Source organism: Kouleothrix sp. 19917 (assembly GCF_057073505.1).
Window position 1 is genome coordinate 4,872,294 of sequence record NZ_CP097099.1, and the last position, 23,413, is coordinate 4,895,706.

Sequence of the window (23,413 nt, forward strand, 5' to 3'; positions counted from 1 at the left end):
AACATAGAACCTAGATTCGGGGAGATCAGCCTACGCAGCAATGCCCCGCTATGAAGGGGTTTGAAACTTCGTTGCGGAGACAGCGTCGATCGGGAGATCCAGGCCTACGCAGCAATGCCCCGCTATGAAGGGGTTTGAAACCCGCCAGTGTTTTAGCGTCACCCAAAAAGGGGATGAAACCTACGCAGCAATGCCCCGCTATGAAGGGGTTTGAAACCTTAGAGGCATAGAACATCTTGCGACGTTCGCCTATTACTACGCAGCAATGCCCCGCTATGAAGGGGTTTGAAACATGCTTCCATCAGCTTCCGTGCCGACCTTGGTCATCGCTACGCAGCAATGCCCCGCTATGAAGGGGTTTGAAACTCGCATTCCTCATGATTCACCTCTTCTTGCTAAAACTACGCAGCAATGCCCCGCTATGAAGGGGTTTGAAACACCCTGCGCCCCAACAAAGCGTCCGATGTCACAATTCTACGCAGCAATGCCCCGCTATGAAGGGGTTTGAAACATCGATATCTTCGCGGATGAAGTCCATGTAACTCTGGCTACGCAGCAATGCCCCGCTATGAAGGGGTTTGAAACGGGCTGGGGTCAAAGGGAAGCTGATGAAGGTCGCCAGGCTACGCAGCAATGCCCCGCTATGAAGGGGTTTGAAACGAACTGGGTCATGGCAACGAACGTAACGCTCGCCCCCCTACGCAGCAATGCCCCGCTATGAAGGGGTTTGAAACGAGTAGGGCTGACCGTTCGGGTTCCAGCCCCACTTGACTACGCAGCAATGCCCCGCTATGAAGGGGTTTGAAACCACACAATTCACCGAAGTGAAATGTGATTTACAATCTACGCAGCAATGCCCCGCTATGAAGGGGTTTGAAACATTACACCATACACAATCTCCTTTCCGTTCAGGGAACTACGCAGCAATGCCCCGCTATGAAGGGGTTTGAAACCAGGTTCTTGTTCGACTCCAAGAATCGTTTCGTCCGACTACGCAGCAATGCCCCGCTATGAAGGGGTTTGAAACTCCAGCTGTCGCGGAAGAAGCGGTTGAATACGCGCGAGCTACGCAGCAATGCCCCGCTATGAAGGGGTTTGAAACGCCAGGACAGCGCCGACTTGGTCAGTCCCAGGTAGCCGCCTACGCAGCAATGCCCCGCTATGAAGGGGTTTGAAACATCTCGTATACCGTTCCAAGCGGCGCCACGATCACCCGCTACGCAGCAATGCCCCGCTATGAAGGGGTTTGAAACTTCCTTGCAACCAATCAAGGCACCTTCACCGAGCGTTGCTACGCAGCAATGCCCCGCTATGAGGGGGTTGTAGTGTGTAGCGCTTTATGCAGGGCGGCTCCTGCCCCCTGCACCCCCGCTGGGGAACCCTCGCCGGTTCCCCAGACCCCTCGTATACTAGTGATGTTCCACGGTGGTGGTGTGGCTGCCAGACCCCTAGCGGCAGTGACCGCGTGACGGAGATTAGCCCCCACCACTGCGGGCAACCTGAGTCAGTACCGTATCGTGTGGCTCTGACCACGTATCACGAGGAACGATGGGTGTTGCCCTGGAGCTTGGTATCCATTTGTGCTGTGAGGTGGACTATGCTCGTGTCTGCGCCTTCCTATCGCCTGTTTGTCGGCGTCGACATTGCCGCAACTTCCTTCGCCTCCGCCTGGACCCTGAGTGGCCCGGCTCGTGGACGCGCTCAGACTTTCAGCCAATCCCCTGACGGCTTTACAGCCTTTCAGGCAGCCCTCGCCCGTACTGGCGTGGAGGCTGCCCAGACGCTGATCGTGCTCGAAGCCACCGGGAGTTACTGGATTACGCTCGCCGTCACCCTTCACCAAGCCGGCTATGCTGTGAGTGTCGTCAATCCGGCGCACGCACATAACTTCTTGCGCTCGCTGCCGCGTCGCGCCAAAACGGATGCCCTGGACGCGCAGATGCTGGCCCAGTTTGCCGCCGAGCGACAGCCGCCACGCTGGAGCCCGCCCGAGCAGGTCTACCACGAGCTGCGCCAGCGCTTGCTGGTGCGCGATGGTTTGCTGACGATGCGTCAGCAGGCACGCAACCAGCGCCACGCGCTTGAGCAGTGGCCAGTCACCATCGAGGCCGCACTGACGGCTTTGGATAAGGTGGTGGCCGAATGCGACCGCCAGCTGCAGAGCCTGGAGCGAGAGATTGCGACGGTGTTGCAAGAAGGCGCCTGGGCTGAGACGGCAGGCTTGCTCGCGAGCATCAGCGGTGTGGGACTGGTCACAAGCGCCTGGTTGCTGGTCAGCACAGTGAACTTTACCGCCTGCGCTTCGGCGGAAGCCGCAGCCGCGTATGCCGGGCTGGTGCCGCTGGCGCACGAGTCGGGCACGAGTGTGCGCGGACGACGCCAGATTGGGCACGCTGGAAACGCACGCTTGCGGACGGCATTGTATATGGCGACGTTGAGTGCGGCACGCTACAATCCAGTGATACGCGCACAGTATGAGCGACTGCGAGCAGCGGGCAAGCCGACGAAAGTGGCGCGCTGTGCGTGTGCGCGCAAGTTGTTGTATTTGGCGTATGCGGTGGTGACAAAAGGACAGGAGTTTGACCCGCACTACAGAGAGCACAGCGGGTAAGCCGACCAGGTGAGGCAAGACGCAAAAGGCAACGCCTGCGCGGAGCTGTCCACAATCCAGTGGCACAGCGGTGAAGGTGCGCGCAGCGATTGGTCGGTGGGAAAGCTTGTTGTGGGCAGGTCGGTGCAGGCCGCCGCAGGCAAACTGGAAGAGCATCACATATTCCCACTTGACAATCAATACCGTATCTCCGGCAATGAGCGCTGGTGTCAGTTATAGCGCACGTTGTTATGCCTTGCGGCGATGGTGGAAGCCAATACTGGATTGATTAACAGACTCCGGCTTTCTGGCATAACGGAGGCATGAGCGCGCAGCTTCGAAATTGAACACCACATCAAATTTGGGGTTCGGGGCGATAGCCCCGACGCCGGGTGCCGGGGCGGCGCGAGCCCCGGCGGCCACGCGGCCTGAGCGACCAGCGCTCAAAATGAGGTAGCGTTGGGGAAATGAATAGGGCCACGCGGCCCGAGCAAGCGGCGCTTCACACGAGAGGCGTGTGATATTCAGATGCCAGCTTTCTGGCACAACGGAGGCATGAGCGCGCGGCTTCGCAATTGAAATCCACATCAAATTCGGGGGTTCGGGGCGATAGCCCCGACGCCGGGTGCCGGGGCGGCGCGAGCCCCGGCGGCCCTGCGGCCTGAGCAAGCTGGTTTGAAGCTGGTACTGCCTGCGATTATGCGAATTATAATGAGCGTGGTGAGTCTATGCGATGCTGTGCGCTCATGCCCCCGTCACGGCAGGGCTTGGCAAGCGAGGGGTTGGTATTTTTCCTTTGCTCAGAATTGTTCTTGCTTCAGTCGTCGGTGGTTCCCGGTCATTCGTCGGTGGTTCCCGGTCATTCGTCGGTGGTGCGCGGTGGCTCGTTGGTGGTGCGCAGTCTGGGCGTATAGCAATACGCCCTTCCGGTGGCGGTGCGCGGTGGCTCGTTGGTGGTGCGCGGTGGCTCGTTGGTGGTGCGCGGTGACTCGTCGGTGGTGCGCGGTGGCTCGTCGGTGGGGCGCAGTCTGGGCGTATAGCAATACGCCCTTCCGGTGGCGGGGCGCGGTCGCTCGTCGGTGGGGCGGACACGTAGGTCCGCCCAGACAAGTCCGCCCTGACAGGTCCGCCCAGACAGGTCCGCCCAGACAGGTTCGCCCAGACAGGTCCGCCCAGACAGGTCCGCCCTGACAGGGATGAGGGAGCGGCCGAGCACACCTAGCTCGCCACCCGCAGGGCCTGAATGCGATCGAGCCGGAAGGTGCGCTCGGCCTGCTGCCGCTGGCACGTGCCGCGCAGGTACCAGTGCTCGTCGCGCGCTTCCAGCGCCAGCGGCTGCACCTGCCGCCGTTCCGCTACCCCGCGCCCGCCCGTGTCGTACTCCAGCTCCAGCAGCTGCGCCCCCGCCAGCGCCGCCCGCACCACCGCCAGCGCCTGCTCGGTTTGCACAGGCGGCACCGCGCTCGTTTGCGCGTGGGCGCGGGCCAGCGCGGCCAGTGCCTCGGCGACGGCGCGACCGAGCGCGGACGACAGGCCGGTGCACAGCCGTTCGCTCAGGGCGGCGTGGGGAAGCAGCGGCGCATCGGGTGGGGCGTGCTGCCCGTAGAACGCGCACGCCACCGCCAGCGCGGCCCGCTCGCCCGCTGCCAGCGCGCCCGGCTCGTTTGCTGCGCGTGGAGCCTGCTCGGCGGGCGGCGCGGTGCCTTCCCAGCCGATGCCGGCGCGGTCGAGGGTGCGCGCCAGCCGCGATGCCTCGCCCGTGCGGAGGCGCGCCACCGCTGGCCCGAGCCGCTCGACGGCGCGCCGCACACTGCGCTGCCCGAGCAGCTGCGTGAGCTGCGCGGGCGTACGCGTGAGCAGCAGCGGCCCCTGTACCAGCCGCACATCTGGCGCGGCGCTGTGGAAAAGCTCCTGCCACTCGGGCGGCAGCGGCCCGGCCTGCCCTTCGAGCAGAGCGACGCACGCGGCGAGATTGTGCCCCTGCCGCGCTGCCCGCGCCAGCGTGGCACGGCTCAGCTGGTAGCGGCTGCCACGCGCGTCGGAACCCTGCCAGCGCGCATAGGGCAGCAGGCGCGCAACGGCCGCGCCAGGGGCGCGGTGCGGGATGCGCACGATGCCCGGCGCGTCGTATTCCCAACACGCTGCTGTATCCGTGGTGCGGTGTGGCAGGCCCGGCGCGGGCGCTCCTTCCTGCCAGCGTGTTGCGCGCGCGGAGTGTTTGGGCCGCCCAGCCGTTCCCCAGCTGCGGCGCATGCGGAACGGGTGCGTCGGCGCTGCTGTCGCCAGCCGGCCTTCCACCGAGCCGCCACCTTCTTTATTATCATTATCATCCGACGGCTCGGGCGTGTCGCCAATCGCGCCCAGCCAGCCGAGCGGGCCAGCGAGCGCGGCCGCCCAGACCTCGGCGGCGCGGCGCGGGTGCCAGGGCGCGCGGCTGCGCGTGCGCAGGCCGTGGGTTTGGGCGTTGCCCAGCGGGCCGAAGGCGGCCGCCAGCGGCGCATAGCTCGCGAGCCCCTCAGCCTTGGGCGCGGCGTGCGCGGCCCAGTCGAGCAGGCGGCGGCGCAGGCGCCGGCCAGTCCACCCCATCCATGGCCACGCGCAGGCGCAGCAGCCAGGCGTCGGGCGTGGGCGCGGCGACCCACAGGCGGCGCAGGGTGGCAAGCTGCTCCGTCGCATCGGCGGCCAGCCAGCGCTCGCCAGCCGGGGTGATCTGGGCGCGGCCCGCGTGCGCTTCGAGCAGCGCGCCATCGACCAGGATGGGCAGCAGCCAGCTGATCTGCGCGGCGGCTTCGGCGCCATCGAGCGGGGCGAGGCGGGCGGCCAGCGCGTGGAGGAGTGGGCGCGGGAAGGCGCAGGCGCGGTTGAGCAGGCGGCGCGGCCGTTCGGCACAGGCGAGTAGGAGCATTGTGGCGGCGCGCAGGGCCGGCGCGGGCGGTCGTTCGGCAGCAGGAAGGCGCGGCCGGGCGGGCAGGGGCGTGGGCAGGGCGCGGCGCAGCTCGGGCGGCACGAGAAAGTGGGCCGGGTTGTTCGGGCGGGCCGGGCGCAGAAACAGCCAGCCGAGCAGCACGAGCTGTTCGCTGACGGACTGGGGCGCGCGGTGGGCGGCGAGCGCGGGCCAGGGGCGCACGGGGCCGTAGCGGCTCAGCACATAGTTGGTCGGGATGACGCCACGAAAGGCGCGCAGGTCGTGCAGGGCGGCCTGCACCTCGGGCGGCAGGATGGCAAAGACGGCGCGGACGGAGGGCGCGGGGCAGAGCGCGTGGCGCAGGCGCAGCAGGCGGGTGGCGGCGTCGGTGCCGTGGGGCAGCGAGATGCGGTGCGCGCGGGCGATGGTGCGCTGAGCGAGCGCGGGCGCGGCGGCAAGCAAACGAGCCCAATGATTCATGGTTGACCTCCGGCGCGTAACCGCGTATACTGAGCAAGCGAGCACATGATAGCAAGATGTGGCCAGAAGCGCAAAACGGCGCAGCGAGGGCCGGCAGGCGCAGAACAGCGCGAGCTGCCAGCAGCGGCGCAGGCGCAGCGGCCACTGGCACGACGGACTGAGGAACCCTGCCCCGCTATGAAGGGGTTTGAAACGCAATAATCATGCCTGGTGTCCGCAACGTCTGCGACACTGAGGAACCCTGCCCCGCTATGAAGGGGTTTGAAACTCTCGACCTCGGCGCTCTGCGCCGTGCCGGCCTTGGCTGAGGAACCCTGCCCCGCTATGAAGGGGTTTGAAACAGGGAGACGCACGGCATCTCGGCCGTGCACCCCCCCCTGAGGAACCCTGCCCCGCTATGAAGGAGGGGTGCGCTAAACATAAGGGAAGCGATTTGGTGGTGCGCTGAACATAAGCAAGCGCAAGCCCTCTTGGTAGATGTCGTCAGGCGCTCAACGCTGGTGCTGCACGCCTGTGCCGGGGCTGCTTGAGGGCGCGCTCGTCCTTTTCGGCACGTTTTGCCGCATCACAGCGCTGGTTTGCCGTTTCGAGCGCACGAGCTCACGACCCGTCCTTGCGTCCTCGCGAACAGGTGTGTGCGGTTTGGCTTATCGTCCCTGGTTCTGGTGTCTCTCTCGGCGGCCCGTTTGCCACTCCCACCCACCCTCGAGTATCACAGGCCGTCCGCTTGAGCTATGCCGCCAGGGTCGTCGTTCTCGTGCTCGGCCGCTGCTCCTGCGCGGCACGAATACGCTGCAGGGCACGCAGATTGATCAGCACGTAGGTTAAGCTGTTCTGGTTCGCAATCGCTCGACCACGCCGCAGTTTGGGATGGAGCATACCTAGCGCTTCGGCCTGCGAATTGATCCGCTCGACCATCGTGCGCTGGGCATACAGTTGCTTGTACGCTGCACTCTCACGGTCAAGCGTGTGCCGAATACGCGCGCCGACATCAGCCGCCAAGGTCGTGGTGCAGCCACCCTTCTCAAAATGCGGATCGGCGATTGGGCAACTCGTACCTGTCGGTGCTGGGTGCAGCAGTGGGCAGCCACACTTCTCACGCGTGTGTGGAATCAGACCACTGGTGCGGTCGAGATAGCGCAGCAGCTGTGGCATTGGCAAGCCAGCTGCACACAGCGGACGACCGTCGGGGTCAAATTGGCGTTTGCCGCCTTTGCGTCCGGGGTTGAATGGCACAGCTGCAAAGCCGCCGGCTTGGTGGAAATACTCGTAGACGTAGTGCGCGTCGTAGGCGCAATCCCAGGTGCCGAAGCGCGGTTTGCGACCGAGACGCTGCTCGACGGCATCCATCAGCGGGAAGAAGTAGGAAGCATCACTTTGGTTGAACGGTCGGGTGCGCTCGGCAAGCACGACCTCGGTGCCGTCGGGTATTCTGCTGACCACTGATGCCAGAAGCGTAGCCCCAGAAGATGTCCACGCCAAGCTGGAGGTCGCGAGCCGGTTTGGCGTGAGTGGCGGGAGCCGGAGGGTCGGCAGCACCATCGGCGTCGGCAGGGGCAGAGTTGCGGGCTTTCTTGACGCCGAGCTTGCAGTCCGGGTCTGCGATAGGTTGGCAGTCCTTGTCGAGGCGACCTTCCTTTATATACTGCTTGGGATTGTTCTCTCTGACCCAAGCCAGCAGCGCCTGGGTGTCGCCAGCGATGGTGTCGCCAAACAGAGCTTGCTGCTCGGGCGGAAGCGTGGCTTGGAGCAAGTCGAGTGAGGCGGACAGCAGCCATTGGAGCGAGTCATTGGGCAAGGTGCGCAAGACCCGACTGAGTTGACGACGGTCGGGGACGGTTTGGGCAACAGCAAAGCCATAAGGAGAGGAGGCATCCGGCACACACTGGAAGCCAAGCCAGCAGAGCAGGGCAGGATGCTCGAGCAGGTACTCGCGCAGTTCGGACATGAAACGCTTACCTTCGTGAAGTTTGACGAGATAGGCGGCGACGAAGGGAGCGCGCGGGTCAGGCTGAGGGCCAGGCCAGGGGCGGTCGGTGGATCGCTCGGGGAAGTCAGCCCAGGGTAGGTCGCCGATGAGTGCACGATACTTGGCGACGATCGGGTCGTTTGCGACCCAGGCGGGCAGGGGCAGGTCGGGGTGATTGAGCGGGCAGACAGGCTCAGGGGCTGGAGGCGAGCAGAGCGGCTGGGGCCGGAAGGCGGCGACGAGGCGCTTGAACGAGGTTGACAAATCGAGTAGCATGGCAGTGTCTCCACAAGTGGTGGGTGGGTTGTTAGCGCTTCCATGCTACCACTGGTGTGGCGGCACGGCGACGCCGGATGAAGATCCGGCGTCGCTAGGAGACACGAGCGCGACGCCGAATGGGGAACTGGCGTCGGCGAGTGACGCCGATCTTATGTTTAGCGCACCCCTCATGAAGGGGTTTGAAACCAGCGGGCGCTGCCGGCGTCGAAGGCGCAGGTAGCGCCTGAGGAACCCTGCCCCGCTATGAAGGGGTTTGAAACCTGGCGCAGCGGGCGCTGCCGGCGTCGAAGGCGCAGGCTGAGGAACCCTGCCCCGCTATGAAGGGGTTTGAAACATGATCTGGAGGTGGTCGGCCACCTCGTCAAGCGCGGCTGAGGAACCCTGCCCCGCTATGAAGGGGTTTGAAACGTGGCGCGTGCGTGACGGAAGGAGTGGTACTACCGCTGAGGAACCCTGCCCCGCTATGAAGGGGTTTGAAACGTTAAGGTTCTGTTCAATTCGTAGTACCCCCTTTGGACTGAGGAACCCTGCCCCGCTATGAAGGGGTTTGAAACGCCGGACTTACCCGACTTGCCTGCCGAGCGCGCTGTACTGAGGAACCCTGCCCCGCTATGAAGGGGTTTGAAACCGGGATATCCGGGATCGGGAGCCGAGGGTGCAAAGACTGAGGAACCCTGCCCCGCTATGAAGGGGTTTGAAACCTCGAGCATGTGCCGGACTTACCCGACTTGCCTGCCCTGAGGAACCCTGCCCCGCTATGAAGGGGTTTGAAACAGGGAACTGTGGCAAACCATGTCGGTGGGGAATACGACTGAGGAACCCTGCCCCGCTATGAAGGGGTTTGAAACTCACCGCACTTGAGCGACCCGTTGAAGGTATCACTCGCTGAGGAACCCTGCCCCGCTATGAAGGGGTTTGAAACTCCTAATTGCGACAATACGTCGCGTAGGCCGAATCCCTGAGGAACCCTGCCCCGCTATGAAGGGGTTTGAAACGCCGCGATCACCTTGACAACATCCTCGGCTGCTGTGCTGAGGAACCCTGCCCCGCTATGAAGGGGTTTGAAACGAGTACCACTAGCGCAGCCAGCGCTAGGCGAAAAGACTGAGGAACCCTGCCCCGCTATGAAGGGGTTTGAAACATCGGGAAGCACGTCAATCGCTTCCGATACGGCCGGCCTGAGGAACCCTGCCCCGCTATGAAGGGGTTTGAAACACTGATCTTGTCGCCCAGGTCGTCGAGGCGCTGGTTGCTGAGGAACCCTGCCCCGCTATGAAGGGGTTTGAAACCTCCACCCCCAGCCAGCCGATCGCAAGGTAAATCCCCCTGAGGAACCCTGCCCCGCTATGAAGGGGTTTGAAACCCTGAATCGTGCTCGGGTCGCCCAGCTGGGCGTTGCCCCTGAGGAACCCTGCCCCGCTATGAAGGGGTTTGAAACGGATCGGCGTCATCCAAATCGAGGATACTCGCCAACGCTGAGGAACCCTGCCCCGCTATGAAGGGGTTTGAAACACGCCGTTACCAGTGCATACCCACGTAATCGTCAGCACTGAGGAACCCTGCCCCGCTATGAAGGGGTTTGAAACCAGCCGTAGCCGGCGCAGTGGTGGGCAGGGTGTCCGCCTGAGGAACCCTGCCCCGCTATGAAGGGGTTTGAAACGTCCACATCACCTCTGCCGTCCTTGTTTGTCCACAGATCTGAGGAACCCTGCCCCGCTATGAAGGGGTTTGAAACACGAACAGGGTGGTCAGGCAAACGATTCGCCTTCGATCTGAGGAACCCTGCCCCGCTATGAAGGGGTTTGAAACAAGATTAGCCGGATAGTGCCGGGGCAGAGCGACCGGACTGAGGAACCCTGCCCCGCTATGAAGGGGTTTGAAACACGTGAACGGCCGGGCCGTGCCACGCGGCAAACCCGACCCCTGAGGAACCCTGCCCCGCTATGAAGGGGTTTGAAACAAGCTAGTTGTCCACATCCGGCTCCGGCCGCTGACACCTGAGGAACCCTGCCCCGCTATGAAGGGGTTTGAAACACTAACGTCGTCATAATGAGTGAACATTCCGAGAAACTGAGGAACCCTGCCCCGCTATGAAGGGGTTTGAAACACGACGCCTGCGAAGTATAGCTTCGCGTCGTAGCCCCTGAGGAACCCTGCCCCGCTATGAAGGGGTTTGAAACTTCATTGTTTTATCTCCCTTTATCTATATTCATATCCTGAGGAACCCTGCCCCGCTATGAAGGGGTTTGAAACAAGTCGTCGCAGCATATCCGATACCGCCGTTGGCCATGCCTGAGGAACCCTGCCCCGCTATGAAGGGGTTTGAAACGTAGCGGGGCCGGCGGCGAACCGCCAGCAAGAGAATGACTGAGGAACCCTGCCCCGCTATGAAGGGGTTTGAAACATGTTAACGCATTTACCGCGCGTAGCGGGGCCGGCGCTGAGGAACCCTGCCCCGCTATGAAGGGGTTTGAAACTCCGCTCCACATCCGGCTCCGGCCGCTGACACAATCCCTGAGGAACCCTGCCCCGCTATGAAGGGGTTTGAAACTTGGCCAGGCCAAGTTGTATCAGCGTTTGCGAATTCCCTGAGGAACCCTGCCCCGCTATGAAGGGGTTTGAAACTTCAAGTAGGAATCGCTCGCTGTCTCGAGGACAGATGCTGAGGAACCCTGCCCCGCTATGAAGGGGTTTGAAACATGTGGGCAACGGTGCGCCCTTTTCTGCCCACGGCTTCTGAGGAACCCTGCCCCGCTATGAAGGGGTTTGAAACATATAAGCCTGTTATTATTATGTCTTATAGTATAGCACTGAGGAACCCTGCCCCGCTATGAAGGGGTTTGAAACATCGCACGCCGACGTTACCGTCGTAATCCTTAGGAACTGAGGAACCCTGCCCCGCTATGAAGGGGTTTGAAACAAAAGTGCCAAGGGTAGGTTGAGCAAGTCGCTCTTTTCTGAGGAACCCTGCCCCGCTATGAAGGGGTTTGAAACAAGAAATATCGGGCTTCGGCCAAATGTTTCGACACCAGCTGAGGAACCCTGCCCCGCTATGAAGGGGTTTGAAACCTCTGGTGTCCCCGGCGTTGCTGTGTCTATCGTGGTGCTGAGGAACCCTGCCCCGCTATGAAGGGGTTTGAAACATCCAATTGCTGCCGAACCGCTTCGACTGAAAAAATACTGAGGAACCCTGCCCCGCTATGAAGGGGTTTGAAACAGAGCTCGCTGTTGCGGTCGAGCTGGGAACGGGTGTTCTGAGGAACCCTGCCCCGCTATGAAGGGGTTTGAAACAGCGTTGGTTTCGAGGTGTAGTCGATAACGACTCCGACTGAGGAACCCTGCCCCGCTATGAAGGGGTTTGAAACTTTCTCCTTTGTTTGTTGTTGTGATTGGCGTACGCCGCTGAGGAACCCTGCCCCGCTATGAAGGGGTTTGAAACTAGTTGGTCTTGGTCGTCGCCTGCACGATGATGCGCACTGAGGAACCCTGCCCCGCTATGAAGGGGTTTGAAACAAGTAGCGGGTCATGTAGCCAAGCAGGGCGCCGATCTGAGGAACCCTGCCCCGCTATGAAGGGGTTTGAAACTTCACGCGCCTGCCGGGTAAACGGCAACCACTCGGGCCTGAGGAACCCTGCCCCGCTATGAAGGGGTTTGAAACTAGCCGTAATTTTCAGCGACATCGGCTAGCGGGGAGCCCTGAGGAACCCTGCCCCGCTATGAAGGGGTTTGAAACAATAGTATGCATTAGGGCCTAGCAAGCCTGCTGCGCTGAGGAACCCTGCCCCGCTATGAAGGGGTTTGAAACCAGGATGCTACCCGGCCCGTAGTTCGTGAACCGTACGCTGAGGAACCCTGCCCCGCTATGAAGGGGTTTGAAACACGAGAGCCAGGCTTTTCGCCTTGTCCAACATTCAAGCTGAGGAACCCTGCCCCGCTATGAAGGGGTTTGAAACAACAAACACACCAGTACTCAGTCCAAGGATTGTTCCTCTGAGGAACCCTGCCCCGCTATGAAGGGGTTTGAAACTTGAACAGGATTACCAGTACGACAAGGATCAGAAAGACTGAGGAACCCTGCCCCGCTATGAAGGGGTTTGAAACGAGATGGTAAGATCGTAATGATCGTTGTGCGCCTCAACTGAGGAACCCTGCCCCGCTATGAAGGGGTTTGAAACGTAAGCAGCATTACAACTCGCCAGAAGTTGCCATAACTGAGGAACCCTGCCCCGCTATGAAGGGGTTTGAAACAACCGATATGGTCGGCGCTGTGGCCAGGAGCTGGCCTCTGAGGAACCCTGCCCCGCTATGAAGGGGTTTGAAACTAGCGGTGTCATCCTCGGGGGTCGCGGTGCAGAGCGCTGAGGAACCCTGCCCCGCTATGAAGGGGTTTGAAACAAGGCGGTATCGGCATGCGGCCGGGATACGGCTGGGTCTGAGGAACCCTGCCCCGCTATGAAGGGGTTTGAAACCAGCGGATGCGAAAACCCCGACTGATGGCCGGAGCTCCTGAGGAACCCTGCCCCGCTATGAAGGGGTTTGAAACTCGAAGTAGTTGGTGGTCACGACCGTGCCGGTTGGTGCTGAGGAACCCTGCCCCGCTATGAAGGGGTTTGAAACGGGCGAAGTGAACAGGTCAACGTTCGCACCGAGCTTCTGAGGAACCCTGCCCCGCTATGAAGGAGGGGTGCGCTAAACATAAGGGAAGCGATTTGGTGGTGCGCTGAACATAAGCAAGCGCAAGCCCTCTTGGTAGATGTCGTCAGGCGCTCAACGCTGGTGCTGCACGCCTGTGCCGGGGCTGCTTGAGGGCGCGCTCGTCCTTTTCGGCACGTTTTGCCGCATCACAGCGCTGGTTTGCCGTTTCGAGCGCACGAGCTCACGACCCGTCCTTGCGTCCTCGCGAACAGGTGTGTGCGGTTTGGCTTATCGTCCCTGGTTCTGGTGTCTCTCTCGGCGGCCCGTTTGCCACTCCCACCCACCCTCGAGTATCACAGGCCGTCCGCTTGAGCTATGCCGCCAGGGTCGTCGTTCTCGTGCTCGGCCGCTGCTCCTGCGCGGCACGAATACGCTGCAGGGCACGCAGATTGATCAGCACGTAGGTTAAGCTGTTCTGGTTCGCAATCGCTCGACCACGCCGCAGTTTGGGATGGAGCATACCTAGCGCTTCGGCCTGCGAATTGATCCGCTCGACCATCGTGCGCTGGGCATACAGTTGCTTGTACGCTGCACTCTCACGGTCAAGCGTGTGCCGAATACGCGCGCCGACATCAGCCGCCAAGGTCGTGGTGCAGCCACCCTTCTCAAAATGCGGATCGGCGATTGGGCAACTCGTACCTGTCGGTGCTGGGTGCAGCAGTGGGCAGCCACACTTCTCACGCGTGTGTGGAATCAGACCACTGGTGCGGTCGAGATAGCGCAGCAGCTGTGGCATTGGCAAGCCAGCTGCACACAGCGGACGACCGTCGGGGTCAAATTGGCGTTTGCCGCCTTTGCGTCCGGGGTTGAATGGCACAGCTGCAAAGCCGCCGGCTTGGTGGAAATACTCGTAGACGTAGTGCGCGTCGTAGGCGCAATCCCAGGTGCCGAAGCGCGGTTTGCGACCGAGACGCTGCTCGACGGCATCCATCAGCGGGAAGAAGTAGGAAGCATCACTTTGGTTGAACGGTCGGGTGCGCTCGGCAAGCACGACCTCGGTGCCGTCGGGTATTCTGCTGACCATGATGCCAGAAGCGTAGCCCCAGAAGATGTCCACGCCAAGCTGGAGGTCGCGAGCCGGTTTGGCGTGAGTGGCGGGAGCCGGAGGGTCGGCAGCACCATCGGCGTCGGCAGGGGCAGAGTTGCGGGCTTTCTTGACGCCGAGCTTGCAGTCCGGGTCTGCGATAGGTTGGCAGTCCTTGTCGAGGCGACCTTCCTTTATATACTGCTTGGGATTGTTCTCTCTGACCCAAGCCAGCAGCGCCTGGGTGTCGCCAGCGATGGTGTCGCCAAACAGAGCTTGCTGCTCGGGCGGAAGCGTGGCTTGGAGCAAGTCGAGTGAGGCGGACAGCAGCCATTGGAGCGAGTCATTGGGCAAGGTGCGCAAGACCCGACTGAGTTGACGACGGTCGGGGACGGTTTGGGCAACAGCAAAGCCATAAGGAGAGGAGGCATCCGGCACACACTGGAAGCCAAGCCAGCAGAGCAGGGCAGGATGCTCGAGCAGGTACTCGCGCAGTTCGGACATGAAACGCTTACCTTCGTGAAGTTTGACGAGATAGGCGGCGACGAAGGGAGCGCGCGGGTCAGGCTGAGGGCCAGGCCAGGGGCGGTCGGTGGATCGCTCGGGGAAGTCAGCCCAGGGTAGGTCGCCGATGAGTGCACGATACTTGGCGACGATCGGGTCGTTTGCGACCCAGGCGGGCAAGGGCAGGTCGGGGTGATTGAGCGGGCAGACAGGCTCAGGGGCTGGAGGCGAGCAGAGCGGCTGGGGCCGGAAGGCGGCGACGAGGCGCTTGAACGAGGTTGACAAATCGAGTAGCATGGCAGTGTCTCCACAAGTGGTGGGTGGGTTGTTAGCGCTTCCATGCTACCACTGGTGTGGCGGCACGGCGACGCCGGATGAAGATCCGGCGTCGCTAGGAGACACGAGCGCGACGCCGAATGGGGAACTGGCGTCGGCGAGTGACGCCGATCTTATGTTTAGCGCACCCCTCATGAAGGGGTTTGAAACTTGACGTCTCCCAGCACCAGATACGGGGCGTACTCAACTGAGGAACCCTGCCCCGCTATGAAGGGGTTTGAAACACTGCGGTTGCAGTGGCGGTTGGCATGCTTGTGGGCACTGAGGAACCCTGCCCCGCTATGAAGGGGTTTGAAACTGGTCGGCAGGGTTGTCGGCGTATTCGTCGGCAGGGCTGAGGAACCCTGCCCCGCTATGAAGGGGTTTGAAACCTTGCTCAGGGGATACATACGAAGTCATCATGAGGTCCTGAGGAACCCTGCCCCGCTATGAAGGGGTTTGAAACCATCTTCGTGTCGCTGTTGTTCGGTTATGAGTTCCGCAACTGAGGAACCCTGCCCCGCTATGAAGGGGTTTGAAACTCAACGTACAGCCGGCGTTTCTTTTTAATCAGGTCAACCTGAGGAACCCTGCCCCGCTATGAAGGGGTTTGAAACGCGGCACGCTCATCGGAATCGAGGTCGGGCATGCGCGTCTGAGGAACCCTGCCCCGCTATGAAGGGGTTTGAAACACGAGCGGAGTAGCAGAATGATCACGACTGCGGCGATGATCTGAGGAACCCTGCCCCGCTATGAAGGGGTTTGAAACACAACTTGTGTTGCCGCCGGGGCCGAGGTAGCCCTGAGGAACCCTGCCCCGCTATGAAGGGGTTTGAAACTCCAATGCCTAGCAATAGTAGAACGATGCCACCAATCTGAGGAACCCTGCCCCGCTATGAAGGGGTTTGAAACATGACCGATGGATTTTCGACGAAATGTGTCGCTGCCTGAGGAACCCTGCCCCGCTATGAAGGGGTTTGAAACGCCACCGCCGCACCCGCAGCGGCAACGGCGGTGGCGGCCGCGGGTTTGGCTGAGGAACCCTGCCCCGCTATGAAGGGGTTTGAAACTTGGCGGTAGTAGTTACACTACCGTTCCCACTTTGCACCTGAGGAACCCTGCCCCGCTATGAAGGGGTTTGAAACAAAAATGAGCCCGTCAACTTCGTTTACATCGCCGTCCCCTGAGGAACCCTGCCCCGCTATGAAGGGGTTTGAAACTTAGTTGTCTGCTTTTGCGGTTGGCACAAACGTGAACCTGAGGAACCCTGCCCCGCTATGAAGGGGTTTGAAACGAAGTTGTCATTCGACAGAGAACTCTTGACTTTTTGGATCTGAGGAACCCTGCCCCGCTATGAAGGGGTTTGAAACGAGCAGCCACGCATGACCACCACAGGAACTTCACCCTGCCTGAGGAACCCTGCCCCGCTATGAAGGGGTTTGAAACGTCCGCCAGCCGTTTGGTGGCCGCGTCGGTGATCTCCTGAGGAACCCTGCCCCGCTATGAAGGGGTTTGAAACCACAACCTAGTACCCCCTATTCGGACGCTTCCCGTGACTGAGGAACCCTGCCCCGCTATGAAGGGGTTTGAAACAATAGCCGGCCACGGTGTAGAGCACCATCTTCATCTGAGGAACCCTGCCCCGCTATGAAGGGGTTTGAAACTTGGGTCGCCTTGATGACCGCCGTTGTCTGTCCGGCGCTGAGGAACCCTGCCCCGCTATGAAGGGGTTTGAAACAGATTGGTCGTCTTGTTGGCGTACAGCGCGACAGAAACTGAGGAACCCTGCCCCGCTATGAAGGGGTTTGAAACACGACGATGATCACGGCCGGGTTGAATCGAGCCGAGACTGAGGAACCCTGCCCCGCTATGAAGGGGTTTGAAACCAGGTCATACACGCCAACCTGCACAGCCTTGAAGATACTGAGGAACCCTGCCCCGCTATGAAGGGGTTTGAAACTCCCCGCTAGTTCTGGCGGGGGCAGTCTAAAAGATCTGAGGAACCCTGCCCCGCTATGAAGGGGTTTGAAACGTCGAGGCAACACCCGCAATCACCACCAGGGCAACGACTGAGGAACCCTGCCCCGCTATGAAGGGGTTTGAAACACGGGGCAACGCGGGCAAAGATTGCTTTTAACACGACTGAGGAACCCTGCCCCGCTATGAAGGGGTTTGAAACCGCCCGTCAACAGTGTTGAGGATCTCGACTCGACCATCTGAGGAACCCTGCCCCGCTATGAAGGGGTTTGAAACATAATAATCACTGGCGCCACCAAGCCTAACGGAATACTGAGGAACCCTGCCCCGCTATGAAGGGGTTTGAAACGTCTATTCTTGGATGCTGGCTTTGTGGGTCACCACAACTGAGGAACCCTGCCCCGCTATGAAGGGGTTTGAAACGTCAGCGCCATAGCGTTAACATCGATAATGAACAGGCCTGAGGAACCCTGCCCCGCTATGAAGGGGTTTGAAACAAGATTGTAATACCTCCGTTAGCGTTGTGATCGCCCAACTGAGGAACCCTGCCCCGCTATGAAGGGGTTTGAAACGATCAGAACCATGAGAGCCGTCATGGCGCGGTTGTCTGAGGAACCCTGCCCCGCTATGAAGGGGTTTGAAACGTCTCGGTCACCGGGTTCGGCGTGTCTGGCCCAGCCCTGAGGAACCCTGCCCCGCTATGAAGGGGTTTGAAACACAGCGTCCGGATCAGTCTCATCGATCAGGTCATTACCTGAGGAACCCTGCCCCGCTATGAAGGGGTTTGAAACATCGACAGTCCCCGTTTTGGCATATCCGCGGGGGCCGCTGAGGAACCCTGCCCCGCTATGAAGGGGTTTGAAACGCGACTCGTTCAGATGCCGCCAGCCGCTCCAGACCTTCCTGAGGAACCCTGCCCCGCTATGAAGGGGTTTGAAACTTGCGTCAGCGTGCCGGTCGGCGTGATTATGGTGCCCTGAGGAACCCTGCCCCGCTATGAAGGGGTTTGAAACCCGACACGAACGACTCACCAATGAACGGAATACCCAACTGAGGAACCCTGCCCCGCTATGAAGGGGTTTGAAACTCCCCGGAAAATTATCGGCGAACGTCGGTGTCGCCGCCTGAGGAACCCTGCCCCGCTATGAAGGGGTTTGAAACAAGTAGTCGTCGGGGTCATCGACCATCGTGCGCTCGTCTGAGGAACCCTGCCCCGCTATGAAGGGGTTTGAAACGAAAACGATGCCGATCTGCCGGGGTGCTGTGTTCACCTGAGGAACCCTGCCCCGCTATGAAGGGGTTTGAAACCTCTGGAACAGTCACCTGACTGTTCCGTGCCAAGGGCCTGAGGAACCCTGCCCCGCTATGAAGGGGTTTGAAACCTCTCTCTTTTGGTCGGCTGTCTCTTAAAGACTACGCTGAGGAACCCTGCCCCGCTATGAAGGGGTTTGAAACGATACACGGTGAACCCGAAAGTCTGGCCGTCTTCGCTGCTGAGGAACCCTGCCCCGCTATGAAGGGGTTTGAAACAAATATCTTCATTCCACGACACGCGTCGTGGAAGCAGCTGAGGAACCCTGCCCCGCTATGAAGGGGTTTGAAACCTGGGCGGGGTTGACGGTGGGCTCGGCGGTGGGCTCTCTGAGGAACCCTGCCCCGCTATGAAGGGGTTTGAAACTGGCCGGCACCAATGTCTGCGTGCCGTTGACACCGCCTGAGGAACCCTGCCCCGCTATGAAGGGGTTTGAAACGAAGGCGAGAACCAGTTGACTAACGAGTCGACAGTGCTGAGGAACCCTGCCCCGCTATGAAGGGGTTTGAAACACCAGGTGCCGCTGGCTGGATTGCTGGCTGGGTCGGTCTGAGGAACCCTGCCCCGCTATGAAGGGGTTTGAAACCTGCTGGCGTACAACCTCGTAGCTTCCGGTATAGACTCCTGAGGAACCCTGCCCCGCTATGAAGGGGTTTGAAACTTGGATCTGACTTTCGTCTGATCAAAAAGGGAAGGCCTGAGGAACCCTGCCCCGCTATGAAGGGGTTTGAAACACGCCTACGTACGTAACTGCGTTCGTTTTGGCGAACACTGAGGAACCCTGCCCCGCTATGAAGGGGTTTGAAACATGAACCGCCATGCGTTGAACAGTAGTGCGGCAAAAACTGAGGAACCCTGCCCCGCTATGAAGGGGTTTGAAACACCACCAGATGGACGCACGTCGCCTTCAGGTGGTTCTGAGGAATCCTGCCCCGCTATGAAGGGGTTTGAAACTCCGGGACAGGAGAGCGCGCACCGCCCAGATCAGGAGCTGAGGAATCCTGCCCCGCTATGAAGGGGTTTGAAACACCCGCCTTCACCCAAAACGCGTTTTGGTCTGCGTTCTGAGGAACCCTGCCCCGCTATGAAGGGGTTTGAAACTAGGTCGACATTGAGATGAACTCGTTCGCCCTCATGACTGAGGAACCCTGCCCCGCTATGAAGGGGTTTGAAACCAGCACGTTGCCCGCACGAGAGAGTGCGGCGGGCTTTTTCTGAGGAACCCTGCCCCGCTATGAAGGGGTTTGAAACACGCCGCCGGAGTCGCAATCGAGGTGGTGCGCCAGCGCTGAGGAACCCTGCCCCGCTATGAAGGGGTTTGAAACGTGTGGAAGGTGTTCCTCATCCGGGCGATGAGCCTGAGCTGAGGAACCCTGCCCCGCTATGAAGGGGTTTGAAACAATTACCGTCTCCGGCCAGCTACCGATATATTGATCCTGAGGAACCCTGCCCCGCTATGAAGGGGTTTGAAACGAACGCCCGCGGGAACACCCTGCGAGGCCTGGAACACTGAGGAACCCTGCCCCGCTATGAAGGGGTTTGAAACGTAAACGCATATCGATCCGGCACGAGCCCCTGCGCTGAGGAACCCTGCCCCGCTATGAAGGGGTTTGAAACAAGTCAAGGGTATTGTAGCGCCATGTCCGCAATTTCTTCTGAGGAACCCTGCCCCGCTATGAAGGGGTTTGAAACTTGCGGTGTTGGTTGCCGTGGCCGTGGCCGAAGCTTCCTGAGGAACCCTGCCCCGCTATGAAGGGGTTTGAAACCAGTGTCTGGCGTCTCGGTCGGTCCGGTGGTCGGCACCTGAGGAACCCTGCCCCGCTATGAAGGGGTTTGAAACACCTGGGCCCACAGGTGTAGGCTCCTTATCGTCGCACCTGAGGAACCCTGCCCCGCTATGAAGGGGTTTGAAACCACGGTCTGCAACGCCTTGGCAGGATCGCAGCTCACTGAGGAACCCTGCCCCGCTATGAAGGGGTTTGAAACAACCGAGTGCTTGACGCTGCCAGGGGCTGCGCCAACTGAGGAACCCTGCCCCGCTATGAAGGGGTTTGAAACGTTGCCCATCACAACGCCCATGATCAGGTCGCCGACGACTGAGGAACCCTGCCCCGCTATGAAGGGGTTTGAAACAAATCGATCCTCGCCGATAATAGTTACTTCGGGCCCTGAGGAACCCTGCCCCGCTATGAAGGGGTTTGAAACCTGAGACTGTCTATGTACACCGGAGCATAGAACTCCACTGAGGAACCCTGCCCCGCTATGAAGGGGTTTGAAACCTCAAGGACACGACAGGGAGCCAGATATTCTGTCTCTGCTGAGGAACCCTGCCCCGCTATGAAGGGGTTTGAAACAACATCACGTCCTTCATCTGGATCATGTTGCCTTCTTCTGAGGAACCCTGCCCCGCTATGAAGGGGTTTGAAACAAGAAACCCGCGTCGTGGGCACCGAACAGCGTCATACTGAGGAACACTGCCCCGCTATGAAGGGGTTTGAAACATCAGGAAGTGCCGGTGCCTGATTTGGGGCCGTTAACTACGCAGCAATGCCCCGCTATGAAGGGGTTTGAAACATCATCGCCCAAATAATGGGGAGCGGCACCATAAACCTACGCAGCAATGCCCCGCTATGAAGGAGGGGTGCGCGAAACATAAGGAGGTGGATTTCTTGGCGCGCTGAACATAAGAAAGTGCGCACAGTCGTGGTGCGTGTATTTGCCGGCTGACGGCAGCCCCAGCGCCGCTTTCCGCCCGCGCCTGGCGACACACGCACCGGCAGATGCCCGTTTCTGGCGCAGCACAGCGCAGCCTGGCCGTTTCGCGCGCAGGCGCTCTCGACCCGCTCTCGCAACTGTGCGAGCAGGTGCTCGAGCTGTCTGGGTTGTCGTCCCTGGCTGTGCCGTCTGTCTCGGCGACCTGCTGCTATCAGCCTACCCACCTTCGTGTACTGTGCAGGCCGCCTCTTGAGCTATGTCGCCAGGGCCGTCCTGCTCGCGCTCGGCCGCGCCTCCTGTGCGGCTCGGATGCGCTGCACGGCACGCAGATTGATCAGCACATAGGTCACGCTGTTCTGGTTCGCAATCGCCCGACCACGCCGCAGCTTCGGCTGCAGCATGCCCAGCGCCTCTGCTTGCGAATTGACCCGCTCGACCATCGTGCGTTTGGCGTAGAGTTGCTTGTACCCCTCACTCTCGCGGTCGAGCGTGTGGCGCAGGCGTGAGCCGGCATCGGCTGCCAGCGTCGTCGTGCAGCCGCCCTTCGCGAAATGCGCGTCATCAATCGGGCAGGGCTGGCCGTTCGGCTGTGGTGTCAGCAGCGCGCAGCCGCACTTCTCACGCCGGTGTGGAATCAGGCCGCTCGTACGGTCGAGATAGGTAAACAGCTGCGGCATGGGCAGCCCAGCCGCGCACAACGGCCGACCGTCGGCGTCGAACAGGCGCTTGCCGCCTTTCTTGCCGGGGTTGAACGGCACCGCCGCAAAGCCGCCAGCCTGGTGAAAGTAGTCGTAGACGTAGTGCGCGTCGAAGGCACAATCCCAGGCACCAAAGCGCGGCTTGCGACCGAGGCGGCGCTCGACCTGCTGCATCAGCGGAAAGAAGTAGGACGGGTCGCTCTCGTTGAATGGGCGAGCCGGTCGCATACCTTTTGAAGCCTTCCAACGATAGGCGCGGCATAGTTCGTCCGGTGTCCAACGCTCGGTCGGCTTGCGATTCTTGTCATAGAGCTGGTTAGTTTCAGATACTGGCGCAATTGTGTAGCCGGCACGCTGGAGGTGGAGCGCGGCCGAGGCGTAGCGTTCTGCCTCGTGCGCAACCGGCGTCTTCGGATGTGAAACGGCGAGGTGCGTCATTATTACACCTCACCGCAGGATGTAATTTGGGATGGAATCGATAGATATTCTGTGCTACTGTGCGACACAGTTGCAAATGGTTTTTGGCATTCTGACGCGCTTGGGGCGGTGTGTGGCAGGCTGTGAAAATCGGGAATAAAGAACTTAAAAACCCTTGGACGCAAGTCCGTGCGGGTTCGAGTCCCGCCTCCGGCACCAGCAGCACAATGCGGCATCGCGCACACATGCGCGGTGCCGCATTGGTGATTCAGCGGGGTGGCACTGCATAATTCATGCTTGACAAAATACCGCTCCATTGTTATTATTAATTCGAATTAGTGAACGAAGCGAATGGTGCGATTTCTCCCGCTGCCGCAAGTTTGTGTGATCCAAGGAAGGCCGCGCTCATGGCGCCACAACGCAAATCTACCAAGCGCAGCACCCCTTCGATGTACGACGTCGCGCGCGTGGCTGGCGTATCGCAAACAACCGTGTCGTTTGTGGTCAACGACGTGCCCAACACCAACATTCTGCCCGAAACGCGCGCGCGTGTCTGGGCGGCGGTGAAAGAGCTGGGCTGGCAGCCCAACGCCATCGCGCGCGGCCTGCGCTCGGCCCGCTCGCACACCATTGGCCTGATCTCCGACGAGATTGCAACATCGTCGCACGCGGGCAAGATCATTCAGGGCGCGCAGGATGCCGCCTGGGCCGGCAATACTATGCTGCTGGTGATCAACACCGACGGCAAGCCCGAGATCGAGCGCGCTGCGATACAGATGATGGCCGAGCGCCGCGTCGAGGGCCTGATCTACGCCACCATGTACCATCGCACCGTCGCGCCCGCGAGTGATCTGGCGCAGGTACATATTGTGCTGCTCGATTGCTTTGTTGCCGATCGCTCGCTGCCGTCGGTGGTGCCAGATGAGGTGCAGGGCGCGCGAACGGCAACCGAGCTGCTGCTGCAAAAAGGGCACCGCCGGATTGGCTTTATCAACGAGGTTGGGCCACTTCCCGCAATGTTTGGCCGGCTTGAAGGCTACCAGCAGGCCCTGGCAGCGCATCGCATGCCGTTTGATGCCGGGCTGGTTCGCACCGGCACAGTCACCGCGACCGAGGGCTACCGCTGCGCGCTTGAGCTGCTCACCCAGCCCGACCGGCCGACCGCGCTGTTCTGCTACAACGACTCGGTGGCAATGGGCGCGTATGATGCCATTCGCCAGCTTGGGCTGGCAATCCCCAATGATGTGGCGGTGGTTGGCTTCGACAACCTTGAGGTGATTGCCACACAGCTGCGCCCAGCCCTTACGACCATGGAGCTGCCGCACTATGCAATGGGCCAGTGGGCCGTGCAGTATCTGCTTGACCATGCCCAGGATGGCGAGCTTGCGCCCGTGCAGCAAACAATTCCCTGCCGCCTGATCGAACGCAAATCGGCATAAACGGCGGGTTTGACCAATGTTCTCAGCAGATAATTCGAATTAATATTACTACTAATACGTATTGAGCAATTTATGAAGCATATGCCGCAGCGT

General features: G+C 60.8%; 8 protein-coding genes and 3 CRISPR repeat arrays (1 of these 11 running past the window's edge). Of the genes, 2 read left to right on the plus strand and 6 right to left on the minus strand.

Annotated features, from left to right (window positions below):
• Positions 1-1,328: a CRISPR direct-repeat array (repeat unit 37 nt; unit sequence CTACGCAGCAATGCCCCGCTATGAAGGGGTTTGAAAC); it begins 2,845 nt to the left of the window's first position.
• Between the two features lie 269 nt (positions 1,329-1,597).
• Positions 1,598-2,611: an IS110 family RNA-guided transposase gene (locus M1P90_RS19720; RefSeq protein ID WP_483697004.1), complete on the plus strand. Its 1,014-nt coding sequence runs from the start codon at positions 1,598-1,600 to the stop codon at positions 2,609-2,611.
• 1,197 nt (positions 2,612-3,808) lie between these two features.
• Here the strand turns inward: M1P90_RS19720 and M1P90_RS19725 are convergent.
• From M1P90_RS19725 to M1P90_RS19750, 6 genes are all read right to left on the minus strand, one after another.
• Positions 3,809-5,176: a WYL domain-containing protein gene (locus M1P90_RS19725; protein ID WP_483697005.1), complete on the minus strand. Its 1,368-nt coding sequence runs from the start codon at positions 5,174-5,176 to the stop codon at positions 3,809-3,811.
• On the minus strand, positions 5,106-5,975 hold the full coding sequence (locus M1P90_RS19730) for a hypothetical protein (RefSeq protein WP_483697006.1): 870 nt from the start codon (positions 5,973-5,975) through the stop codon (positions 5,106-5,108). The genes M1P90_RS19725 and M1P90_RS19730 overlap by 71 nt, the downstream gene beginning before the upstream one ends.
• A gap of 732 nt (positions 5,976-6,707) precedes the next feature.
• Positions 6,708-7,385: a hypothetical protein gene (locus M1P90_RS19735; RefSeq protein WP_483697007.1), complete on the minus strand. Its 678-nt coding sequence runs from the start codon at positions 7,383-7,385 to the stop codon at positions 6,708-6,710.
• Positions 7,348-8,220, minus strand: a complete 873-nt coding sequence (locus M1P90_RS19740; protein ID WP_483697008.1) for a hypothetical protein — start codon at positions 8,218-8,220, stop codon at positions 7,348-7,350. Before M1P90_RS19740 ends, M1P90_RS19735 begins: the two co-directional genes overlap by 38 nt.
• 226 nt (positions 8,221-8,446) lie before the next feature.
• A CRISPR array of direct repeats spans positions 8,447-12,841; the repeat unit is 37 nt; unit sequence CTGAGGAACCCTGCCCCGCTATGAAGGGGTTTGAAAC.
• Positions 12,842-13,232: 391 nt separating this feature from the next.
• Complete coding sequence (locus M1P90_RS19745) at positions 13,233-14,744, minus strand: hypothetical protein (protein ID WP_483697009.1); 1,512 nt, start codon at positions 14,742-14,744, stop codon at positions 13,233-13,235.
• Positions 14,745-14,970: 226 nt separating this feature from the next.
• A CRISPR array of direct repeats spans positions 14,971-20,625; the repeat unit is 37 nt; unit sequence CTGAGGAACCCTGCCCCGCTATGAAGGGGTTTGAAAC.
• Positions 20,626-21,020: 395 nt separating this feature from the next.
• Positions 21,021-21,902 (minus strand): hypothetical protein, encoded by an 882-nt coding sequence (locus M1P90_RS19750; RefSeq protein WP_483697010.1) that lies wholly within the window; start codon positions 21,900-21,902, stop codon positions 21,021-21,023.
• Positions 21,903-22,288: 386 nt separating this feature from the next.
• On the opposite strand from M1P90_RS19750, the gene M1P90_RS19755 reads away from it, so the two are divergent.
• Positions 22,289-23,320 (plus strand): LacI family DNA-binding transcriptional regulator, encoded by a 1,032-nt coding sequence (locus M1P90_RS19755; protein WP_483697011.1) that lies wholly within the window; start codon positions 22,289-22,291, stop codon positions 23,318-23,320.
• Positions 23,321-23,413 lie beyond the last annotated feature (93 nt).

What these genes read in the sequence shown, in the direction of transcription:
- M1P90_RS19745 (WP_483697009.1), bottom strand. Translation starts at nt 14,744, where the DNA reads ATGCTACTCGATTTGTCAACCTCGTTCAAGCGCCTCGTCGCCGCCTTC.
- M1P90_RS19755 (WP_483697011.1), top strand. Translation starts at nt 22,289, where the DNA reads ATGGCGCCACAACGCAAATCTACCAAGCGCAGCACCCCTTCGATGTAC.
- M1P90_RS19740 (WP_483697008.1), bottom strand. Translation starts at nt 8,220, where the DNA reads ATGCTACTCGATTTGTCAACCTCGTTCAAGCGCCTCGTCGCCGCCTTC.
- M1P90_RS19725 (WP_483697005.1), bottom strand. Translation starts at nt 5,176, where the DNA reads ATGGGGTGGACTGGCCGGCGCCTGCGCCGCCGCCTGCTCGACTGGGCC.
- M1P90_RS19750 (WP_483697010.1), bottom strand. Translation starts at nt 21,902, where the DNA reads ATGACGCACCTCGCCGTTTCACATCCGAAGACGCCGGTTGCGCACGAG.
- M1P90_RS19730 (WP_483697006.1), bottom strand. Translation starts at nt 5,975, where the DNA reads ATGAATCATTGGGCTCGTTTGCTTGCCGCCGCGCCCGCGCTCGCTCAG.
- M1P90_RS19720 (WP_483697004.1), top strand. Translation starts at nt 1,598, where the DNA reads ATGCTCGTGTCTGCGCCTTCCTATCGCCTGTTTGTCGGCGTCGACATT.